The following is a 20,227-nucleotide window of genomic DNA, read 5'->3' as shown; positions in this document are numbered from 1 at the left end:
CATGATCAAAGGATTATATGAAACCCATATCCAAGTGAGTAACCTGGAGAATGCCATTCAATTTTACACCCAAGTATTAGGCCTCACACTGGCTCATCGTGACGAAACGAGACCTATTGCATTTTTATGGATTGGTAAAGGAAAGGACTTTATGCTGGGTTTATGGGAGCAAAAAGAAAATTTACAACCACGGCATTTTGCTTTTTCAAGTGATAAGGAAGACATCCTGAACTATTCTGTTGACTATTTACAAAACAGAAATCTGAAACCTTATAATTTCTTAAAAGACGGGATAGACAAGCCTATGGTTTTTGCATGGATGCCGGCTTTAGCTATTTATTTTAATGATCCCGACGGAAATCAACTGGAATTCATCTCTGTTTTAGAAGGTGAAGGCAGACCTGAATGGGGTGTAATTTCTTATGAAGAGTGGGTCAGTAAAAATAACGAGGGGAAATAAATTCATCCGCTCAAAATCTTTTTGAATTAAAAATTCTGGCCCGTTTGCGGACCAGAATTTTCAAATTGGCATACCATCAATTCTGAAGAAAATTAACAATTTCTTCAGACGTGTCCACGAGTACATGTCCCTTATTTTCATCAATAATTGTTTTCAAGTCCGGCAATATACCTCCAAGACGTTTTGAAATCTGTTCTGTAGACCGGATAACATCTCTTCTTCCTCCAATGAACAAAACCGGCATGGTAAGGTTCTCCAACTCCTCATCCTGAAAGATATACTCTTTATCCATCCGTGCATTGACATGATCCTGCATTAGATCCATAAACTCTATAACCTTTGGATCAACGGACTGTTCTCCTAATATAATTTCGTTGATTTTTTTCCTGCCCGCTTTTCCAAACAGCGAGTAGAATATCGCCTTAAATATAAAACTCCCTGCAGTTCTTACAATACCGGCTGGTGAAAGCAAAACCATTTTGTTTACCCTTTCAGGAAAACACCCTGCAAAACGCACTGCCAGCCATCCTCCCTGGGACAACCCTACAATATGTGCTTTTTTTATCTGCATTGCATCAAACACCTCATGTAACCACAGGGCATAATCCATGGTTTCATAGGAAAGCCGCGTCTCCGCACTTTTCCCGGGTTCACCGATAATATCAACGGCTATTACTTTATACTTTTGAGCATACACATGGAAATCTGAGATCCATGACGTCGAATTGGATGACGCGCCATGTAAAAGCACAAGAATGTCTTCATTTTCCTCACCGGCTTCTACCATATATGTATCTCCAAAACTTGTTTTACATACTCTTTGCTTAATTCCCACACCACAACCCAGCAGCGCAGCATCATACATTGTCAAGATCTCTTGTCTTCCCTGATCATTCTTAAAAACGGTATTTTTTCTCATTACCTATAATTTTTAAAATTTCCTTTTACTTATTCAGATGGTACTAAAAAAGCAGATTTCTTTACAGAAACCTGCTCATATATAATAATTGGGGCAGTTTTCTATCTTGCGAAAATCTCTTTAAGCTGGGAAACAATATTGCTGTTTCCGGATACGGTAATATCTCCGATTTTATCCGCGATCCTTTCCATATATTCCATTTCTTTCAGTTTCCACAACACTTCATTTTCTTCCATCAATTTTGCGGTATTCAGCAAGCTCCTTGTAGAAGCTGTTTCCTCCCGACGCATGATGCTATTGGCCTGAGCCTTTTTCTCGGCAATCAAAACCTGATTCATGATCTCCTTCATTTCTCCGGTAAGAATAACGTCACGAATCCCCGCATCTGTAGCTCTCAGTCCAAGATCTTCACCCTTTTTACCCATATTAGCAAGAATCTCCTGTCCTACATTATCTTTTTTCACCAGCAATTCATCCAGTGTTAAAGCCCCAACAAATTCACGCAAAGCCAATTGCATGATAATGTATAGTTGCTTATCATACTCCTTATTATCCATCAATGCTTTCACCACATTTTCAACCTGGTAACGGACATAAAAATTGATACGAAGCATTGTTTTATCTTTTGTTAAAAGTTCCTGACCTGCAATCTCCATTTGTTGCATGCGGGTATCTACACTTTTTACTTCAACAGAAATTTCATTCATCCAGAAATAATAAGTCCCTGCTTCCAGCACTTTTGTCAGCTTTCCATCAATAATGAGCAAACCTTTGTATTGACTTGTTACCACAAATTTTCTCACAAGGTTTTTCAATTTTGGATTTTCCAGAATCGTTTTGGAAATTTTTTCAGTAATATCAACTTTCGTCATATCAATCTTTTGAAAGGTCCTGTTTACGACATCTTTCCAAGCAGCATATTGCCCTACATGCAGAACTTCTTTAAAGATTCCGTTTTCATAGACTAAAACAAGTTCTCCGTCTTTTACCTCAACCAATTCAAGCATAGCGCTTAACTCCTGATGTTTTAGTAAAAGCAGCAGGTCGTCATTTATCTGCAAAAGTGTTTTCATTTCATAGATATCCACAGATTTATTTCCAAAAATCCAGTGATGGCCTTCTCGTAAAATCTCAATAAGATTCCGGTTTTTAAATACCAGACCTACCTGATATGCATTAATTTGTACATTTCTAAACATCATATTATATTTTAAGGTTATTTTATACTTTATAAAAGGAAAAAACTGAGGATTTTTCTTCTGAAAACAGCGGAAATAAGCATTTCTGAAAGAATTATTTCAAGACATACATGACAATACTACTTTCTGGGTACACGGGCTTTTGAGCGTTTTCACTGTCACTGCTACACAAAAAAAACTTCATTTACACCATACAGCTTTTTATCATGATCCGTCAGGTTATTTTTTCACAAAAAACTTTTTTACAGGCTTCTCCAAAACATTGACTGAACAACTGAAAAAGCTCAGACTTTTTCCATACATACATTTTTTGAAGAGAAATATTAAACTCTGCAAAATAGATTTTGAGTCTATTTTAACCTACGTTAAAAGCGTAGTGCTCTGACCAACTGAGCTATCTCATCCTAAATGAGAGTGGGAATCGAACCCACGCATAAAGCTATTACTCTACCCAACTGAGTTATATTTCCATAAGGAAACAGAAGGATTCGAACCTTCGACCCATAGCACATGGTAGAAGTTTTTTGGAAAACTCCTCAAACCTTCAGATCAAGCTGAACAGAATAAGATCATGTTTCTCAACAATCCTTCTGCAATGGTGATATACCGAAACACTCAACAAGACCTGTCTGATATCTTCATTAAGGTTTGTTTTTTTCCAAACCTTATTATTATTTCATTTTGATAATGCAAAGTAATTATAGAAATACGCAATCATTTTGCGTAATAAATTATTTATACAGGAAATCGATTCTCTTACTCTAAAAGACTTGTTTTTTAGTTACCTATTTGGGCTATCCAGTCATTCACATTTTGAATCAATTAAATAATAAAATTAACTAACCATAATACGTAATTAATTAAAATGTTTATATTTGCACAATAAAAATACTTGACAACTCAAATATAATTCAATGATAAGTACAGATTTACTACTGCTTATGAACATTACAAAAGTACAGGCCATTATTTCAAGAAAATTTGATGCATTGAGTGTGCATGGACTTAGCTTCAGTGATTTTACGATCCTGTATATTCTTATAGGGTCTTCAGAACATAAGATCCGCAGAATAGATCTGGCGGAGAAAACAGGTTTAACAGCTTCAGGGATTACACGCCTTTTGAATCCCCTTGAAAGAATAGGTCTTGTATCCAGAGAAGCCAATGAGAGAGATGCAAGGATCAGCTATGTTGTAATCACTGATACCGGGAAAAAAGTCTTTGAAGAAGCAAAAAAAACAGCAGAAAATATTACAGCAGAAGTATTATCATTTAAGAAGAACAAATCTCTTAAAGCTACTTCAGAATTCCTATTTGAGCTGGGAGGATCGATACAATAATAAACAGACAATGAATTTAAATGAAAAATACAATTAAACAGCAACTTAGAGAAAAAGCTAAAAATCATCCTGTAACAATGGGAGTTCTTTCTATTAAAAATACCATAAACGGAAAGCAGTTTATCCAAGGCTCCCTTAATGTGGAAGCATTGGAGAATAAAATAAAATTCTCACTCAATATTGGCCAGTACACGCATCGGCAATTGCAGTCTGACTGGAATGAGTACGGTGAAAATGCATTTATATTCGAATGTATTGCGGTAGTGGAGCCTCAGAACAATCCTTATATCAATTACCGTCAGGAAGTTTTAAAGGCAGAAAAGAATTGTATCGAAGATATTGAGCTCCCGGAAAATCTTTATTAGTTATAAAAAAATGACAACATCTTATCTATATCCTACCTTCGAGGCAGGAAAACATTTATTCAGTAAAAATATAAAAGGTTCTATCGTTAATCTGAATCTTATTAAATTAAAAAAAGAAGCCGATTATTCATCTCATCCGGAACTGAAATCTTCCGGGATCACAAGTGGCTGGGATGCATATTGCCGATACATACAGGAAACAGAACCCTTTCTCACAGCCAGTGGAGGTGAAATTCTTTTTATTGGAAAAGGGGATCATTTTTTAATAGGGCCTGAAAAAGAGTATTGGGACATTTGCATGCTCATCCGTCAAAAAAGTGTAGGCGACTTTTTAAATTTTGAACAAAACGAAGAATACATGAAAATCGCAGGCCACCGCACCGCAGCTATTGAAGATTCTCGACTGTTACCACTGGAAGAGATTCTGCTTCAATCGATAAAACCCAACAATGGAAACAGCAATCATTAACAATGTAGATTTATGCTACGAGATCTTTGGAGAAAATAATAGTACTTCTATAATTTTAATCTCAGGATTAGGCAGCCAGATGATCCGATGGGATAATTCTTTCTGCGAGCAGCTTTCTTCACAAGGCTTCAAAGTCATCCGTTTTGATAACAGGGATTCCGGGGCTTCTGTTTTTACTGCGGAAAAAGAAATCCAATTCGGAGGAAATATCGAGCAAACCTTTTCAGAGATCAGAAAAGAAGACATTCCCTATTCACTGAAGGATATGGCAAAAGACGTTATAGGGCTTATGGATCATCTACACATTAAAAAGGCTCATATTATTGGCAGATCCATGGGTGGGGTGATTGCACAATTGCTGGGCTCTTACTTTCCCGAAAGAGTATCATCGGTCACCATTATTATGTCTACCTCGCTCAATCCTCAGCTGCCTTCTGCAAATCCGGATGTCATGGCAATGATGACCCAACCTCCTGTTGATTATCTTACCAACAAAGAAGCTTATATTAAAGAAAAAATAATTTTTGCCAAAAGGATATCAGGCAATTTCCCTTTGAACGAAATGCAGGAAAGAAGTTTAATAGAACAGGAATTAATCCGTTCTAAAACAAAAAATGGTATGTTCAGGCAAATGTTGGCTATGGGCTCCTGGATATACAACCCCAATGACCTGCAACAAATTTTAGCACCTGTTCTTATCATTCACGGAACAGATGACCCTATTTTTCATCCTGAATCTGCCAGGGATCTTTACCGGACTATTCCGAATTCAGAGCTTATGATGATCGAAGGAATGGGACATTCCATCCCGGAAAAGCTTTATATCCCAATCTGCAAAAAGATTATACAAACTGTAAATTTATCGGAAAAATAAAACTCCCTTCTTAGAAAGGGAGTTTTACCGTAATTAGTTATTTTGCAGGCACCAATGTAAAATCTTGGCAATATTTTTAGCATCGTCCACACCGCGGTGATGGGTTCCTTCCAGCTTAAGATTAAGTTCCCCTAAAGCCCTGCTCATTCCTACACTTTTCCTGATCGTAGGATGAACAAACCCGAACAATGTCTTCACATTAATATGACTATCACTTAAGGGATAATCAAGATTAAATCTTCTGGCCTGGTTTTGAAGCATGTTCAAGTCATAATTGCCATAACTTGCCCAGGTAAGATGTTCTGAATGATATTCTGCCCGGAGTATATCTAAGGCATCATCAAATAAAACACCTTCTTCATCCAGCATCTTTTGGGTGATGGTAGTCAGCTCCGTACAGAATGGGCTCACCTTTGAATATTGAGGTCTTACCAAAATCCCTTCGTTTCTTGAGATCTCGCCGGTCTTTGCATCCATAACGCAAACCCCGATTTCAATGATCTCACTTTCTTGTCCCCTTGGCGGCCGGCTGTCCCAACATGTTGCTTCGAGGTCTATAATAAGTATATGATCTGTTGTTTTCATAGTTTTTGTCGTACATGTATAAAATGTACTTTGTTATTAATAATTGGTCAACTTCAAATGAGCTCTGGTTCCTATGTCAGATCAACCGAAAAGAGCTCATTCTGTCTTCTAAAATTTTCAAGCAGGTTAATAATATTCTTTTTACCCACCGGATTCATGGAATGACTGTAAAATTGAGGTACATCCAAATGATGATCCATACAATATTCTATCAGCCATTTTGCACAGTCATATCCAGTCTTTTCGGAATCCCAGTTACCGGTGTGCTCTCCATCAGCAAGGTCGTGATCAAAAGAGATCATTTCCGGAAGTCCCTTTTCTGAAATCCAATGGATAAACTGCTTATAATTCCGAACAATGATCCAGTCTTTCAATAAGAAAAAATCCTGTTTTGTATAGTGATAGGCTTCTTCCGGACACCTGATATCATCAAGAAACAAAAGCTTTTGTATCATTTTCATAAAATCATCAAGATTTATTATTAAACCATCATATCTGCACAATTGGAGCTCGCAAAAGCATAAGGTTTAGCTTTGAATACATATCCCATTCCCAAAATATACCCCATGGCATCTTTCAAGGCTACATTGGATTTAAAATCAGGATCCGTATTGATATCAGCATGAACTTCCATTTCGACCCCATATTTATCTAAAACAGGACAGATGGTATAAGCAATTTCTACAGATTTATTCACCTCATTAAGCATCCGCTCTTTGATGCTGATTGTTTGAATTTCTTTTTGTTTTCTGATAAAAGTAAACGCACCTTTTCCTTCACGAATAAATACTACTGCCGTAGCATAACTAATAGTATCTCCATACACATGAGAATCTGATCCCACACAAACTTTCAGTCGGTATCCATTAGCTTCTTCGCGGATGATGGCTTCTTCTATCAACTGTGTGATAGGCTTGTGGAAAAATTTCCCACTCATATTCTGCCATATTTCTTGTTGCGTTTCCATTTTTTTACATTTTTTTAAATTCTACATATTGTTCTTTATAATTGATAAGCGATGATTGAGTAAAGATTTTGTTGATTCATCAGGACTCGAACCTGAACAACAAGAGTCAAAGTCTTGTGTGCTGCCGATTACACCATGAATCATTCTGCAGTACTGAGTTACATATAAGTTTTGTCCGCAATTACAGAACAGACAGGATCGAACCTGTACCTTCGTAATTATCGTTGATTATAGATAAATAAAAATTCATTATAAAAACCAAATGGTTATTTATCTTTATATGAATTAACATTTTGTACAGGAAAAGGGAGTCGAACCCTCAATATCTTGAGTCTAAGTCAAGTGCGTCTGCCAGTTCCGCCATTCCCGTATTTTTTACAAATTATAATTGATGAGACATTTTAACAGATAAATTATAATACCTGCAATCATTGATCTATGATCAATCAACACTTTTAATTAAGGTTAGAGAAAGTTTGTCGGTGTAAACTTTTGCTTGTTAGTGTTTGTAAAGATCTTCTGCGCTTGACAAACCCTTCTCTTTCCTCTTTCGTTATGTGATTGATCAATGATGATTGATCATTGATTGATAAGATATTAGTCTTAAAATTTATGAATCATCTTTTATCTTTTATCTTTTATCTTTTATCTTTTATTAATAATAATCAACTGATTAGGAATCGAACCTAAGCGACAAGAGTACAGTTCCTGCATGCTGCCATTACATTATCAGTTGATTGTAGTGGAAGTGGTAGGATTCGAACCTACTCAGCAATAAAGCAACAGATTTACAGTCTGCCCCGGCTCTCCAACTCCGGCGCACTTCCCGATTTGTATAAAGATCAGTGATAAAGATGAATAGAGGTTTTGATTTCATCATAATTTCTGATCATTATAATGGAGTAAGCAAAAGGCCTGTCTTAATTTTTTGTTTGATATAAGAACTTCTGCGCCCGACATCCTTTTAACTTTTCTCCGGAACTAATCTCATTTTAGTTATTTGAGATGGTTATGGGATTCAAACCCACTCAGCTTACGCAACGGTTTTGCAGACCGCCCCGACTCTTCCACTTCGGCGAACCATCAGGTTTTATTCATTATAATTGATCGTTCATTAGTGATAATTGACCTGCATTTCAACTTTTCGCGTTCAATTAAAAATAGTCTGGAAAGCAAGATTCGAACTTGCGACCTCCCGCGTCCAAGGCGGGTAAACAACCACCGTTATCTTTCCAGTTATAAGGTTCAGCTTCCTATTTCTTTTCCGAGAGACAGTCGGAGCCGAAATATTCCGTGAACCTTGCGGTCTATGCGAGAATCGAACTCGCAGTGCCCAAGAGACAGTCGGGCAGGTTAGCCATTACCTCAATAGACCTTTTTTGCAGAGAGCAAAGGAATTGAACCTTCACGACTATCGTAGAACTTATGAGCAGTAAGCCGCAACCAACCCTTATTTATCTACTCTCCTTTTAATCCCAGAGAAATTAAACCTCCCATTTTTCCGGTTTTAAAAGACCGGTGGTCAGGTTCATTAAGCTAAGGAATTGTACTTTGGGTTTCTCCGGGGATCGAACCCTATTCTCCGGTGCCACAAACCGACGCTTTACCAAATAAGCTAAAGAAACCATAAAAAAAGCACCTCTTTTCGGGAGGTGCTGTATATATTTTGACGTGTCAGATCAATAGCTGACCCAAATATATAAGCACCTTTTATCCACAAATTCACTATCCTGAAGACATGGGTAACCTTTCGGTTCCTCTGCTTGTAGTCTTGAATACGGATTAAATATGTAATGCAATTGTTTCATTATATTTTTTGTTTTAAACACTTTTTGAAATTCTGAAAACCTGTTGCTTTCAATTTTCGATTGCAAAGTAAATATGTTTTTTTTTAACTCGCAAATAAATCCCAGATATAATAACTTAAAAATCAATAAGTTACATTAAATAAAAAGAAATAGAAATTCCTGTCCGCAAATTATTGCAGATACTTTAATTACCTAAATGACTGTCTCTCACCGGTTTGTTTATCACTCTATTTTATTGTATTAAAATTTCATTGCTAATTAAAAATTTTCACTTTTTTGGTTATTTTTTTTCATTCTAAATAATTTCTGTTCTAAAAACACAAAAAACGCCCCGGGAATCGAGGCGTTTTTGCAGTATTTTGATTAAATCTTTACGAGTTTACAGTAAATAATTTACAAAGTCAGCACATTTTACCTCATTCCATATCATGCATTCATATCCAAACGAATCCTTTAGTACAGGGCTATCGCATAGATTTAAACTGATATGTGCTGTTTGTATTGTCATAATTTTATGTCCGCAAAGATAATATTTTTCCTGATAAAATGGTGGTTTTGAAAGCTTCAGCCATTATGTTTGTTAGGAATTTATAAAGATTACTATGAAATTCTTAAGTCTTTTAATCTTTTAATTCCAACATCAATTAATTCCTGAACATCTTATTCCTTCCAGTCTTATACCTTGAAATATCTTTTAAAATAAGCGAATCATCAGGATTAAAATATTTTAGCTCATTTACAATTTCGGAATGGGTTTCTACCTTTTCGGAAATGATCTCATAAGCAATATTTCTCGTGACAGTCTGAAGGGAAGAGTTCTTTTTAAATTCATACTTCATAGCCTCCAGATAAATCAGCTTTTTATCTGCTGGCGTTTCTTCATATAAATGCTGAATTTCCCTTTCTAATTTTGTAGAATCAAAAATATTTGCAAAATAATTATTCAGACAATTGAAGGCATCTTTATTTTCTTTCCATCCTGTTAATAGGATTTTCTGTGCTTCATCAGGCATTTCCATCTTTTTTCTGTAGATCAGCGAGGCTTTTACCATCTGGCTGTTATCCACGAAATCATCTGCCAACATCTGATAATAGACATGTGCATTTTTTATATCATTCATCTCTTTATAAAGATCACCTACTTTTTCTTTCTGATCGAGTTCTTTATAAAGATCAATTGCTTTTCTGTATTGTTTTGCTTTTTCATAGCAAGCCGCAGCATCGGATTTATTATGCAACCTTTTCAGATAAATAACGGCTGCCTCATTATAAAATTCACCATTTTCCAGTGTTTTTGCTGCCCTGTAATTATCCTGGAGAAGGTTCATATAAACTTTTGCGGCTTTTTTGTAATCTCCTTCTGTAATATATTTTTCTGCCAGCTCTTCATATTTACTACGGATTCTGTCAAAAAGAGAATTTTCAAGGTAAAAGTTTCCTCCCGAATTTCCTCGCCTTCCGGAACGTTGATCATTTTTTTCTTTATCCTTCAGGCTGATCATTACCACAAAAATTATGATAGCCACTGCGATAAAAATACCCAAGGTGCCTAATACACTCCAGAAACTCTGATGAAAAAGTTGCGCTACAAGCCCCAGCACTTTAAGAAGTACCAGTATTAAAAATGCTCTGATAAATTTATCTATAAACTTCTGCTTATTCATCTTTATCGGATTTTAAAATGGTTTTGTCCTCGCTGAATAAACGATATACCAATAAGATGACACAAATAACCAGGAACCATACAAACCAGTTGTACCCGTACATCCCGATCAACGGATAAAAAAGATAAATCAGCATTCCTATCAAAATAAGAACCAGAAATATTTTAATACCACCGGGTACATTATCGCCTCCGATATTCAAGGTTTTCTTCCGGAAGAAATAAGAATAAAGCCCTACACTTCCTATAATCAGAATGATCAGCCAAATAATCTCGGAGAATGAAATGTCTTTAGATGGTGGGCTTTCATCACCCAAACTTTCTTTTGTATTTACATTTTGACCGGATGAAAAATGGGGTTCTGCACTTTCTAAAGTTCCATAAAGCCTTCCAAGAGAATCTTCCATTAACACCTGCTTTTTTCTCCAGATACTTCTTACAATTCCCTGATCAACAGGTTTATCATGATTTTTATTTTTAATGGAATCGGAAATTTTACGCTGGTAATCCCTGGATTTGTCTGCAATATGTTTTGCTATTTTCCTGTTGTAAATTTTCTTTAGAAAATCCCGCGTCTTACTTTCTTTTGCCTTGTAATTTTCAAGCTTCTTTTCCACCTTATTCATTTCCTTCGCGTCGGATCCTTTGGAAGCTGCGGCATAGTCTTTCATTAATTCCTTTCTTTCATTATGATACAGGGAATCAATCTTCATATCTATTTCGGTGAGACCGGATTCAAAGGCTAACTTGCCGGGATTCTGATTTTTCAAAGCCTCCTTTGAGAATACATTTCCTGAAGAAACAGGGCTTTCTGTTGTTCCCTCTTCTTTAGTAAAGCCTATCATAATTCTCCCGACAATAATTATGATCCATAATGCAAGGAGAGCCCACCGGTAATCCCTTTGTTTACCATTTGCCTCGTTTCCTCCCCATAACCGGCTCAGCCAATTGTTATTAAATTTGAACTTTCCCGAACCATCTCCTCGCGAAGTTCCCATAATATCCAGAGGCACGCCCAAATCTATAGCCCGATCAGGATATTTTTCTATATACTTTAGATATTTTTCGATTTCTTTTTTGTTTCCCGCCATCACTTTTTTCAGATCAAAAGGCAGGTTTTTCATCCATTCTTCTTCCGTTGTTGAGGTCCGCAGAGATTCCATCATTTTTTCATCATCAATTTCCACTGCAAAACTTTTGATTTCTTTTGGAATATAAACTCCGTTTAATGGTTTGCTGACAAAAGATCCATTCTTTTGTGGTTCTTCAAGCACTGCACCCCAATCTATTTCTTCTCTTAATTTTACCATTCCGAATTCGGGATGGATAATCAGAAACTGAGAATCAATATGGAGCCAGTCTTCAGGAGTGACCTTAGGATAAAATGTAGTGTATTCAGGGATAAATAAAATCTCATCTATACATTGAAAATAAGAATTCCTACCAACTTCCCGGGGGGCCTCATTATTAAAAACAATAAAACAGCCATAGAGAATATTAGGTTCTTTGGAAGGAATCGCAAATGTCATTACCTGGTCTAGGTCAATTCCCAAAGCATCCATTTCACTGAGCCATACGGATGGTGAAGAACTCCTGATCAGAAGTCCCTTCCGGGGATAATCATTCTTTGGAAAAGGTTTTATTCTAAGTTCCATATTCCAGAATTTGATTGATAAAAGGCTCCAGATAATCTGAACACATATCCCCCATTGTTCTCATCTTAAGCAAGGTGGTTTCAGGAAGGTAATATTCTGCTCCTCCAAATTCGGTATGGGTTGCCAGAGACAAAAAGCCATGTTCCGTAGAAGGGATATAAAATACCGGAATATTTTTATTACTGCTTTTGAAAGTTAATATCCCACGGGAATCCGTGATAATCTCACTTCCGTCTGAAAAAGTAAATTTATTTTTGTATTGATTCGCAATTATTTTTATCCTGCGATTATTTCGGTATAATGTCAGAGAATTGTCATAAACTTTCGCCAGCCTGTTATTTGATATGACGAGGCTGTTTTCAGTGTTGATTCCGATATTATTAAAGTTATTTAAAATCTTTATTCCGCTATTCGCCAGCTTTTTCATTTCAGTTTCTACTTTTGAATGATTCCGGGCTATCTCTTTATCATTCTTCACCGATTCAAATGAAATATTTCCATCAATATTAATATGATAGATCCAGGAGGATTCCGCATGATGCAGATAAAAACTTTTGTTAAAATAAATCAGCCGATAATCATTGGGTATGTTTTTCCCGGTTAGATTGAGCTCAGAATATTCTTTGGTATTAAGATTAAGTTTTGAAATAATATGCTTATCAGGCTGGTACTGGCAAAGGATAAATTGTTGTTGCTTATTTTTAGCCAGAGCAAACTGCCCACGGGGTCTTACCGAAATATTTTCAATTAAAACCTCACAGCCCCTATGTATTCTGTATCGGTCATAATAATCCTTATTATAATAATTATCTGACAAATAAGTTTTAAGCAGCTGCTTTTTATTGCTCAAAATAAAGAACTCCCCTTCATACAAAAAGGAAGCTATTTTGTTCATGGGTGTAGGAAAAAGAATAGGATAGTTCTTCGGAACATCCGTTTTTTTGCCATTCACAGAATCCTGATCAGCTTTCTGTTTTCGTTGTGGTGGGTTAGCCCATAAGTCTTTTAGCGGAAGTACAATTTTCTGGATGTGTTTCCTTGTTCCTTTATGATGTTTGAAGAAATTAACCTCGCCATCAACAGATGTCGTTACTATAAATTTAAGCCTGTCCCTGTTTTCATGAATTACCTTTTGCAACCCTTCATTCATGAGATTTTCCTGGTTGGTGATAAAAAATACTTCAAGATCTTTTTCCGTGTGCTCATCCTGGAAAAACTTAGCCAGAGCCTGGGAAACATCCAAAGCTGAGCTTACCTGGTTTAGATGATCCACAACATTTTCCACGCTATCAAGAAAAACAGGAACACTTGTTTGCCCCAGAACGAAAACTTTACATTCCGAATGAGCCTTCGGATGCTTAATGACCGCAATTGCGGATGCATAGGCCAATACTTTCGGTGTTCCCCAGTTTTTCAGAGAGGTATCTATTAAAATTATTCTTTCAAAAACATTTTCTTCAGGAGGTATCTCCCTTTGAATATAAAGCGTTTCGTTGTTGGCTATTCTGCTCATAAAAACCTCATCTTCATTTGCGAATTCCGACAAAAGCATTCTGTGGAGCTCCCCCTTATTGGTCATATCAGAAATTCCTCCTATCGGCTGTTCACCGGGAGAAAGGTGACGCATGGGAATTTTGAGGCCACTCCAGATTCTTTTGATCAGGCTTCCTACCTGAAATGTTTTAGGCTCTTCTATTAAATCCTGGATAAAATCATTATTGGATTCTACGGTTATCTCCTCTTCTGCAACCTCATCATCCAGCTCCGGCTCAGTGCCAAAGCCTTTCATCGCATAAATAATTGACTCTACCGAAGGAAATTTTTCATTGAGCCACACAAGAACTCTGGTATCCTTTACCAGAGATGAGGATGTTACGGGTATTTTTTCAGCACTTTTGACCAGAGCATAAGGATTTTTTGCAAACTTTTTCAGAAGCAATGAACCGGATGGTGCAGAGATCCTGTTATGGGCATTGTGAAATAATGTTTGCAGCAAAAGAATTCTGTTTTGCCCTTTTTTATAAGATTTACCTAATTTATTAAGGTTTCCTAGAAAATTGATAATGCAATCCACCTCAATATTTACTTTGGCTTCCTTTTCAAGCTTTTTTAAATAATACGAAACGGCATTGAAATTAAGATAGCCTTCCTGGGTGGCATAAAGTACTAACAACAAAGCTCCAAAGGGAGGGATTCCCTGCAGATGTAATTCTTTCAGGACTTCAATTATGTAAGGCCGGTATGCAATGGCTCCCACATTCGGAATGGATACAAGGTTATTTTCGTGATAACCTGTCTCATCACGCACATCTTCATCTGTATTCCATTCCCAAAAATATCCTTCGTAGGACTGGAAGTATTCATTTAGCTCCATTCTTTCGCTTTTTGAGTGAGCCGGTATGAGCTTATGGAAAGCTTTTTCAGATCTTTCTTAGCAATGGACAGATAACTTCCGTCTTCATTCCATAAAAGCCAATAGCTCATGTTCTCATTATATTTTCTTTGAAGTAAAGCACTTACATTCTTAAATTCAAAATCAAATCCGGTGGGTAAAAGATGTCCATCTTTCTCCCAATAGGTTTTTCCCGGTAGCCCCAGTAAAGGTGTACCCAGGAATAGCGCCCTGTCTCCAATGATAATCCATTCATTTCTTTCAAGTTTGAATGTAGATAAGGTCGGAATAACCGCTCCAATCTCCGACATAGGACTTAATAAAGCGATGGCAGGCTGTTCTGTAGTTTCAGGTTTTAGCCTTATCCTGATTTTTTCATTAATTCCAAAAAAATTCTGATTGGATGGCGGCAGAACCAGACGCAATGCCTGGTCAATAGGAGACCATAATAATGCAGTTCTTACTTTCCGGGTAGGAACTAAGGCTTTCTTTTTAAATAATAAACCATTACGGAGCTCATATAAAATGAAATTGGGCAATTGTTGCACCTCCGGAGAAGCAGCCTGCTCTTCAGTAAATCCTTTAAGCCAGATTGTCTCATCCTCCAAAGCAATCTGAAGATTTTTCCAGTTCCGGATCGAACCTAAAAAATCTTCATCAGCACGAGGCAATTCCGCCCAAAAATCAATTACATGCTCTGTAAGATCCTCTGCCATAAGACTTCTATTTCCTGTTGAATATATTGTTTCTGTTCAGGATTTTTAATCCAGTCACAGCGGGTTTGTAGATATCTCAGTTTATCTTTAATCACATTTTGTTCTTCAAATGTTGCAGATCCGCTATCCCATTTTTCCTGTAAGATCTTCACATCCTTCATTACCTCTTCAGGATTCGGCATTTTATTGTGCAATGCCTGAGGATGGCTTTGCGGGTTTTCATCCTTTTCGATGGTCCTGTTAATGATCCCTTCCAGAATTTCAATCTGCTCTTCCGTATCCCAAATATGTTTCAATACCCAAAGGTCAGAAAGTATTGCTTCACTTCTCCCGCAAATCAAGGCACTTGCAGCAATAAGGTTCTGAAGCTTTACCGCTCTACGGTCGGAAATTGCAATTCCGGTATTCCGGAGACTGATCACAGTATTGAGGTAAACTTCATAAATAGGTTTCAGATCCACTGTTTTACAAAGGTTCTGAAGCTCTCTTATTTCCTCGGCCCTAATTTCAGGAATATCCCTGTCCTCTGCATTTTCTAATCTTCTTCCTGCTAAAAGAACCTGTTGAAGCAGCTCAGGATTCACATAATCTACATTGATCCTGATAAGAAAACGGTCGAATAAAGCATTTAAAGCTTCATCTTCAGGTAAAACATTGCTTGCTCCCACAAACATGAGTGCAGGCAGATGCTTGGTTTCCTTTCCCCTCTTAAAGATCTTTTCATTCAAAGCCATCAAAAGCGAATTGAGGATCGCTGAATTGGCATTAAAAATCTCATCCAGAAAAACCATTGAAGCCTCGGGCATCATCCCTTCTGTATTGGTAAGAAGTTCGCCTTCTTTTAATTTCCTGATATCAAAAGGACCGAAAATTTCATTCGGTTCCGTGAAGCGGGTCAGCAAATACTCAAAATTCTTCCCATCTTTAACCGTTTGGGACAAGGTTCTTACAATAGCTGATTTTGCCGTTCCCGGCGGACCATATAAAAATGCATTTTCTCTGGCCAGAAGGCAGATCCCCAGCAGATCGACCACATCGTTTTTACCTACAAAAGTGTCTTTTACGTAATTGAGTACCGCATTAAGCTTTGAAATATTCGGAATCATTTATTTTCTTCTTCGTTTATAATTTTTAATTCTCGCCAGAACCCGTCTTTATGTAAGCCAAATTCAGCAACCAACAACTTGTTAATAAAGGGTATTTCAGCCAACCTTTGAGCTCTTTTTTCAACAATCCTTTCAAGATATAGCTTCCGGTATGTCGGTTCTTTCAACTCTTCCTGCCAATTCATATTTTCGAGATCAAGATCATACCCTACACCCGAGTAATGGAATTGCAGCAAAATACTTTCCAATTTTTTTATCAAAGGATCGTCGGGGTCCAAATTCTGAAGAACTACAATTATCTGGGGTAAAAATCTCAGCGAAAGATCTGCTGATAAAAGTGCTTCGGAATTTTTCATTCCTCTAAATTCAGGGATGAACTGATCAAGGTCTTTTGCCGTGTTTTCCCTTATTAAATACAATTGAGCAGCATAATAAAGGACCTTAGCAGCCCAGACTGCAGCCTCTTTATCATACTCCAAATGATCCGTCAAAAACTCGAGTCTTTCTTTTTCAAATTCTGATTCAAAATAATCCGCGGCATCCTGTTCTTCTTTCTCTGAAATTTTTTGAATATTTGAAAAAACGGTGATACATTCTTCTTTACGGAGAAGAAATAAAGTATCAAGGAAAGGAGTATTTTCGGTCATATAACAAAAGTAAAATTATTTTTTTGAGAATAAAACTTTAATATCATTATGATTAAGAATTAATTAATGCCTCTGTCTTCGGTCAGCCACGGGAATACAAAGGCATAAAACAAATTTTTTAGAGGATATAAAGATTTTTAAAACCGACGAAGTTGATAATAAAGTATTTTTGTTCATAAACATTTGAAAATCTAGGATTTTCCAGTGCTCTGAAAACATAAAATAATAAAATAACCTTTGCGTTTTTGCGATTAACTTAAAAAGCAATAAAAGTAAAAGTTGCTATCTTTGCCGTCATTCAAAATAACATTATGAGTATTCACATTAGTGCAAAAAAAGGAGAAATAGCGAAAGTAATATTGCAGCCGGGGGATCCGCTTCGTGCACAATATATTGCCGAAAACTTTTTAGAAAATGCAAAACTGGTAAGCAAAACCAGAGGTATTTTGTATTATACCGGACTTTATAAAGGAAAAGAAATCAGCGTAGGAGCAAGTGGAATGGGTTTTCCAAGCATCGGTATTTACTCCTATGAATTGTACACCGAATATGATGTAGATACAATCATCCGTATCGGTACCTGTGGAGCTTACACCACAGATCTGAAAGTATTTGATATTCTAAATGTTGAACATGCGGCAAGTGAAAGTACCTATGCAAAATATGCATGGGAAATAGAAGGAGATATTATTTCTCATCAGGGAAATATTTTTGATGTGATCAATGCAACGGCAGAAGAATCTTCTTTGAAAACCAAGGCTGTTACTATTCACAGCAGTGATATTTTCTATCGAAAGGATTTAACCGTTCCTGAGATTGCAACAAGATACAACTGCCCGGCTGTGGAAATGGAAGCCTTTGGATTATTCGCCAATGCTAAACATTTAGGGAAAAATGCAGCCACAATTCTTACGGTAACGGATATCATTCCGACTCACGAAAAAATTTCAGCAGACCAAAGAGAGACAGCGTTGAAACCGATGATTGAGCTGGCTTTGGAATCGGCATTGAAAGTTATTTAAAACCTTATATCACCCTAATTATAGAAAGCAATATTGCGATTCGCAATTTGCTTTTCAACCATAAAAAAGAGCTTCACTTATTCAGTAGAGCTCTTTTTTATATCCTGAAAAATTTCCTGGCGACCGCTGTTGTTTCCTCTGCTACATCTTTCAAACTTATTTTCTTGATCTGAGCAATGGTTTGCGCTACATAAGGTAGAAAGCCAGGTTCATTTCTCCAGTTCTGACTTCGCGCTGAGATATTTTTCGGAAGCATAAACGGGGCATCCGTTTCAATCATCATTCTTTCTAATGGAACATACCTGATCACTTCCTCAAAGTGTTTAAATCTCTTTTCATCACTGATTGCTCCTGTAAATCCTAAATAAAAACCTTTATCCAAATAGCTTTTTGCTTCTTCTAAAGTCCCGGTGAAACAATGAACGACTGCTTCCGGAAGTTGGGAAAGGTAATCCTCTGTAATTTCGGTAAATCTTTTAAATGCAGATCTCTCATGAAGGAATAAAGGTTTATTGATTTGAATTGCCAGTTCAAGTTGTGCACGATAACACTTCTCTTGTAGAGGCCTTGGTGAAAAATCACGGTCAAAATCCAATCCGCACTCTCCCACTGAAACCACATGGTCCTGTTTTAGAAGGTCTCTGAGTTCGCCGATACTTTGATCATTAAATGATTTAGCATCATGAGGGTGAATGCCCGCCGTTGAAAATAAAATATCCGGATAATCCTGCGCTATATCTGCAGATTCTTTACTTCCACGCACACTTGTTCCTGTAAGGATCATATAGTCTACGCCATTGTCCAGAGCACGGTTAATCACTTCGTCTTGTTCATTATAGAACTGTTTATTGGTCAGATTAATGCCAATATCAATGTAGGTATTCATTTTTCTTTTTTTGTTTTGTTATTGATATGAAAATATCTTATTACATGGGGACTGTTTACGGCACTTCTAAAAGATCTTTCACTATGGAATTTCTTGTACCTGGAATATTTTGTTCCATTAATTTCTTTGGTTATTTTCACCCAGACAAGCTTTTGTTTTTGTCTTCTTACTTTCCGGAATGGTATGGATTCAGATAATTGGTCATCTATATCGGATTGCTCAGTTCTCCGCCACTTTTTGTTCCCATACTTTTTCAGGTAAGGTCCTATTTTCCCATATTCAAAAGCCCGAAAAGCTCCTTTGTTATAGATATTTTTCATTCAAATGAGTTTTTGGCAAAATAAAGCATTTGCTACGCAATCTTTTTACACAATATATTATTCATTGATAAAAGTTTCCAGAAAACCAATAAGCTGCGTTCCTCCGCTTGCCCAACGAATGCCGTGTCCTTCTTTTTCCCTTATTTCGTAGACAACCCCATGCTTATAATGAAAGAATACATTCCACCAGGTTTTATTCTCGATGATATAATGGATTTTAGCCATTACCTTTTCCTGTTTTTGAAAATTACTGCCTTTTACCTCACCCCAGAACCGGTCGTCCGTTCTTCCCACATGTTTTTCCCATGCCCTCTGTGCAATGGTGATTTCTTTATTAAAATGGACCTGACAACTACCAATCAAAGCATCTTTTAGAGGTGGAATGGCTTGTTCATCACGAACGCTTGCTGAAGTAAGTCTCTGCCCCATAACATCAAGCCAGTATTCAAAGGGGATCTCTTCCAATTGTCTTGCTTTTTCTTCATTTTGATCCTTAGCTTCCAGAATATGGATAAAGTGCCCGAAACTTTGCTTCCGGTCAATCAGAATTTCTTCATTAAAATAAGGAAGATGCCAATCTAAAGTTCCATCCTTACATCTTTGAATGTTTTGATCGATAGTCCGAAGATGTTCTTCCGAAACAATGGCACCATATTTTTCTTTCCAGGAGCCCGAAAAAAACAAAGAACATGGCTGAATTCCGCTCATTTAAAAATTTTTAACCAAAATAGCAGATTTTTTTCAGCAATAAAAGTACACTCTACATTATTGTTGATCGTAAAAATGAAAAATTTAAAATACAGTAAATGATCTTTTGTTCATTAAAAAATCCCT

General features: G+C 36.7%; 20 protein-coding genes and 7 tRNA genes. 6 read left to right on the top strand and 21 right to left on the bottom strand.

Annotated features, from left to right (window positions below; translation table 11 throughout):
• The first annotated feature begins 1 nt into the window (after window position 1).
• Complete coding sequence (locus G9C87_RS18065; RefSeq protein WP_172283766.1) at window positions 2-460, top strand: VOC family protein; 459 nt, start codon at window positions 2-4, stop codon at window positions 458-460.
• A 76-nt stretch (window positions 461-536) separates the two neighbouring features.
• Here G9C87_RS18065 and G9C87_RS18060 read toward each other — a convergent pair whose 3' ends face one another.
• The gene (locus tag G9C87_RS18060; protein ID WP_172283764.1) at window positions 537-1,379 is read right to left on the bottom strand and encodes an alpha/beta fold hydrolase; all 843 of its coding nucleotides are present in this window, start codon (window positions 1,377-1,379) and stop codon (window positions 537-539) included.
• A gap of 101 nt (window positions 1,380-1,480) precedes the next feature.
• Window positions 1,481-2,581 carry a slipin family protein gene (locus tag G9C87_RS18055; RefSeq protein WP_228457046.1) on the bottom strand — a complete coding sequence of 367 codons (1,101 nt, stop codon included), beginning with the start codon at window positions 2,579-2,581 and terminating at the stop codon, window positions 1,481-1,483.
• Between the two features lie 911 nt (window positions 2,582-3,492).
• Between G9C87_RS18055 and G9C87_RS18050 the strand changes: the two genes are divergently transcribed.
• Genes G9C87_RS18050 through G9C87_RS18035 form a run of 4 tightly spaced genes read left to right on the top strand, consistent with a single transcriptional unit; the run spans window position 3,493 to window position 5,626 of the window.
• Entirely contained in the window at window positions 3,493-3,918 is a 426-nt protein-coding gene (locus G9C87_RS18050) for a MarR family winged helix-turn-helix transcriptional regulator (RefSeq protein ID WP_172283762.1), read from the top strand.
• A 20-nt stretch (window positions 3,919-3,938) separates the two neighbouring features.
• Window positions 3,939-4,283, top strand: coding sequence for a GIY-YIG nuclease family protein (locus G9C87_RS18045; protein WP_172283760.1), 345 nt, complete (start codon window positions 3,939-3,941; stop codon window positions 4,281-4,283).
• Window positions 4,284-4,293: 10 nt separating this feature from the next.
• On the top strand, window positions 4,294-4,752 hold the full coding sequence (locus tag G9C87_RS18040) for a DUF1330 domain-containing protein (RefSeq protein ID WP_172283758.1): 459 nt from the start codon (window positions 4,294-4,296) through the stop codon (window positions 4,750-4,752).
• Window positions 4,733-5,626 (top strand): alpha/beta fold hydrolase, encoded by an 894-nt coding sequence (locus G9C87_RS18035; protein ID WP_172283756.1) that lies wholly within the window; start codon window positions 4,733-4,735, stop codon window positions 5,624-5,626. Before G9C87_RS18040 ends, G9C87_RS18035 begins: the two co-directional genes overlap by 20 nt.
• 33 nt (window positions 5,627-5,659) lie before the next feature.
• Here the strand turns inward: G9C87_RS18035 and G9C87_RS18030 are convergent, their stop codons facing one another.
• From G9C87_RS18030 to G9C87_RS17955, 16 genes are all read right to left on the bottom strand, one after another.
• Window positions 5,660-6,211, bottom strand: a complete 552-nt coding sequence (locus tag G9C87_RS18030; protein WP_172283754.1) for a 3'-5' exonuclease — start codon at window positions 6,209-6,211, stop codon at window positions 5,660-5,662.
• Between the two features lie 71 nt (window positions 6,212-6,282).
• The gene (locus G9C87_RS18025) at window positions 6,283-6,672 is read right to left on the bottom strand and encodes a cyclic-phosphate processing receiver domain-containing protein (protein WP_172283752.1); all 390 of its coding nucleotides are present in this window, start codon (window positions 6,670-6,672) and stop codon (window positions 6,283-6,285) included.
• Between the two features lie 20 nt (window positions 6,673-6,692).
• The gene (locus G9C87_RS18020) at window positions 6,693-7,178 is read right to left on the bottom strand and encodes a ribonuclease H-like YkuK family protein (RefSeq protein WP_172283751.1); all 486 of its coding nucleotides are present in this window, start codon (window positions 7,176-7,178) and stop codon (window positions 6,693-6,695) included.
• Window positions 7,179-7,249: 71 nt separating this feature from the next.
• Window positions 7,250-7,321: transfer RNA gene (locus G9C87_RS18015), tRNA-Gln, on the bottom strand.
• Between the two features lie 153 nt (window positions 7,322-7,474).
• Window positions 7,475-7,548, bottom strand: a tRNA-Leu gene (locus G9C87_RS18010).
• A gap of 373 nt (window positions 7,549-7,921) precedes the next feature.
• A tRNA-Tyr gene (locus G9C87_RS18005) sits at window positions 7,922-8,005 on the bottom strand.
• Window positions 8,006-8,181: 176 nt separating this feature from the next.
• A tRNA-Cys gene (locus G9C87_RS18000) sits at window positions 8,182-8,263 on the bottom strand.
• Window positions 8,264-8,342: 79 nt separating this feature from the next.
• A tRNA-Pro gene (locus tag G9C87_RS17995) sits at window positions 8,343-8,414 on the bottom strand.
• 67 nt (window positions 8,415-8,481) lie between these two features.
• Window positions 8,482-8,553: transfer RNA gene (locus G9C87_RS17990), tRNA-Asp, on the bottom strand.
• Between the two features lie 178 nt (window positions 8,554-8,731).
• Window positions 8,732-8,804 (bottom strand) — tRNA-His (locus G9C87_RS17985).
• Window positions 8,805-9,630: 826 nt separating this feature from the next.
• Window positions 9,631-10,650 (bottom strand): tetratricopeptide repeat protein, encoded by a 1,020-nt coding sequence (locus tag G9C87_RS17980; RefSeq protein ID WP_172283749.1) that lies wholly within the window; start codon window positions 10,648-10,650, stop codon window positions 9,631-9,633.
• Window positions 10,643-12,304, bottom strand: coding sequence for an APC family permease (locus tag G9C87_RS17975; protein WP_172283747.1), 1,662 nt, complete (start codon window positions 12,302-12,304; stop codon window positions 10,643-10,645). The genes G9C87_RS17980 and G9C87_RS17975 overlap by 8 nt, the downstream gene beginning before the upstream one ends.
• Window positions 12,294-14,678: a hypothetical protein gene (locus G9C87_RS17970; protein WP_172283745.1), complete on the bottom strand. Its 2,385-nt coding sequence runs from the start codon at window positions 14,676-14,678 to the stop codon at window positions 12,294-12,296. The genes G9C87_RS17975 and G9C87_RS17970 overlap by 11 nt, the downstream gene beginning before the upstream one ends.
• Entirely contained in the window at window positions 14,669-15,412 is a 744-nt protein-coding gene (locus G9C87_RS17965) for a hypothetical protein (RefSeq protein ID WP_172283743.1), read from the bottom strand. The genes G9C87_RS17970 and G9C87_RS17965 overlap by 10 nt, the downstream gene beginning before the upstream one ends.
• Window positions 15,385-16,518 (bottom strand): AAA family ATPase, encoded by a 1,134-nt coding sequence (locus G9C87_RS17960; protein WP_172283741.1) that lies wholly within the window; start codon window positions 16,516-16,518, stop codon window positions 15,385-15,387. Before G9C87_RS17960 ends, G9C87_RS17965 begins: the two co-directional genes overlap by 28 nt.
• Complete coding sequence (locus tag G9C87_RS17955) at window positions 16,515-17,165, bottom strand: hypothetical protein (RefSeq protein ID WP_172283739.1); 651 nt, start codon at window positions 17,163-17,165, stop codon at window positions 16,515-16,517. Before G9C87_RS17955 ends, G9C87_RS17960 begins: the two co-directional genes overlap by 4 nt.
• Window positions 17,166-17,476: 311 nt before the next feature.
• Here G9C87_RS17955 and deoD point away from each other — a divergent pair, with 311 nt between their 5' ends.
• A complete protein-coding gene (gene deoD, locus G9C87_RS17950; protein WP_172283737.1) occupies window positions 17,477-18,187 on the top strand; it encodes a purine-nucleoside phosphorylase in 711 nt (236 codons plus the stop codon).
• 97 nt (window positions 18,188-18,284) lie between these two features.
• Here the strand turns inward: deoD and G9C87_RS17945 are convergent, their stop codons facing one another.
• The 3 genes from G9C87_RS17945 to G9C87_RS17935 are packed head-to-tail and all read right to left on the bottom strand — an operon-like array spanning window position 18,285 to window position 20,101.
• On the bottom strand, window positions 18,285-19,073 hold the full coding sequence (locus G9C87_RS17945) for a TatD family hydrolase (RefSeq protein WP_172283735.1): 789 nt from the start codon (window positions 19,071-19,073) through the stop codon (window positions 18,285-18,287).
• Entirely contained in the window at window positions 19,070-19,393 is a 324-nt protein-coding gene (locus G9C87_RS17940; protein ID WP_172283733.1) for a hypothetical protein, read from the bottom strand. The genes G9C87_RS17945 and G9C87_RS17940 overlap by 4 nt, the downstream gene beginning before the upstream one ends.
• A 57-nt stretch (window positions 19,394-19,450) precedes the next feature.
• On the bottom strand, window positions 19,451-20,101 hold the full coding sequence (locus tag G9C87_RS17935) for a hypothetical protein (RefSeq protein WP_172283731.1): 651 nt from the start codon (window positions 20,099-20,101) through the stop codon (window positions 19,451-19,453).
• Window positions 20,102-20,227 lie beyond the last annotated feature (126 nt).

It is taken from the genome of Chryseobacterium sp. LAM-KRS1, assembly GCF_013184525.1.
In the GTDB taxonomy this organism is placed as follows: Bacteria; Bacteroidota; Bacteroidia; order Flavobacteriales; family Weeksellaceae; genus Chryseobacterium; species Chryseobacterium proteolyticum.
The sequence above is the reverse complement of the archived record's forward strand: the minus strand, read 5'-3'. Positions and strand labels throughout refer to the sequence as shown.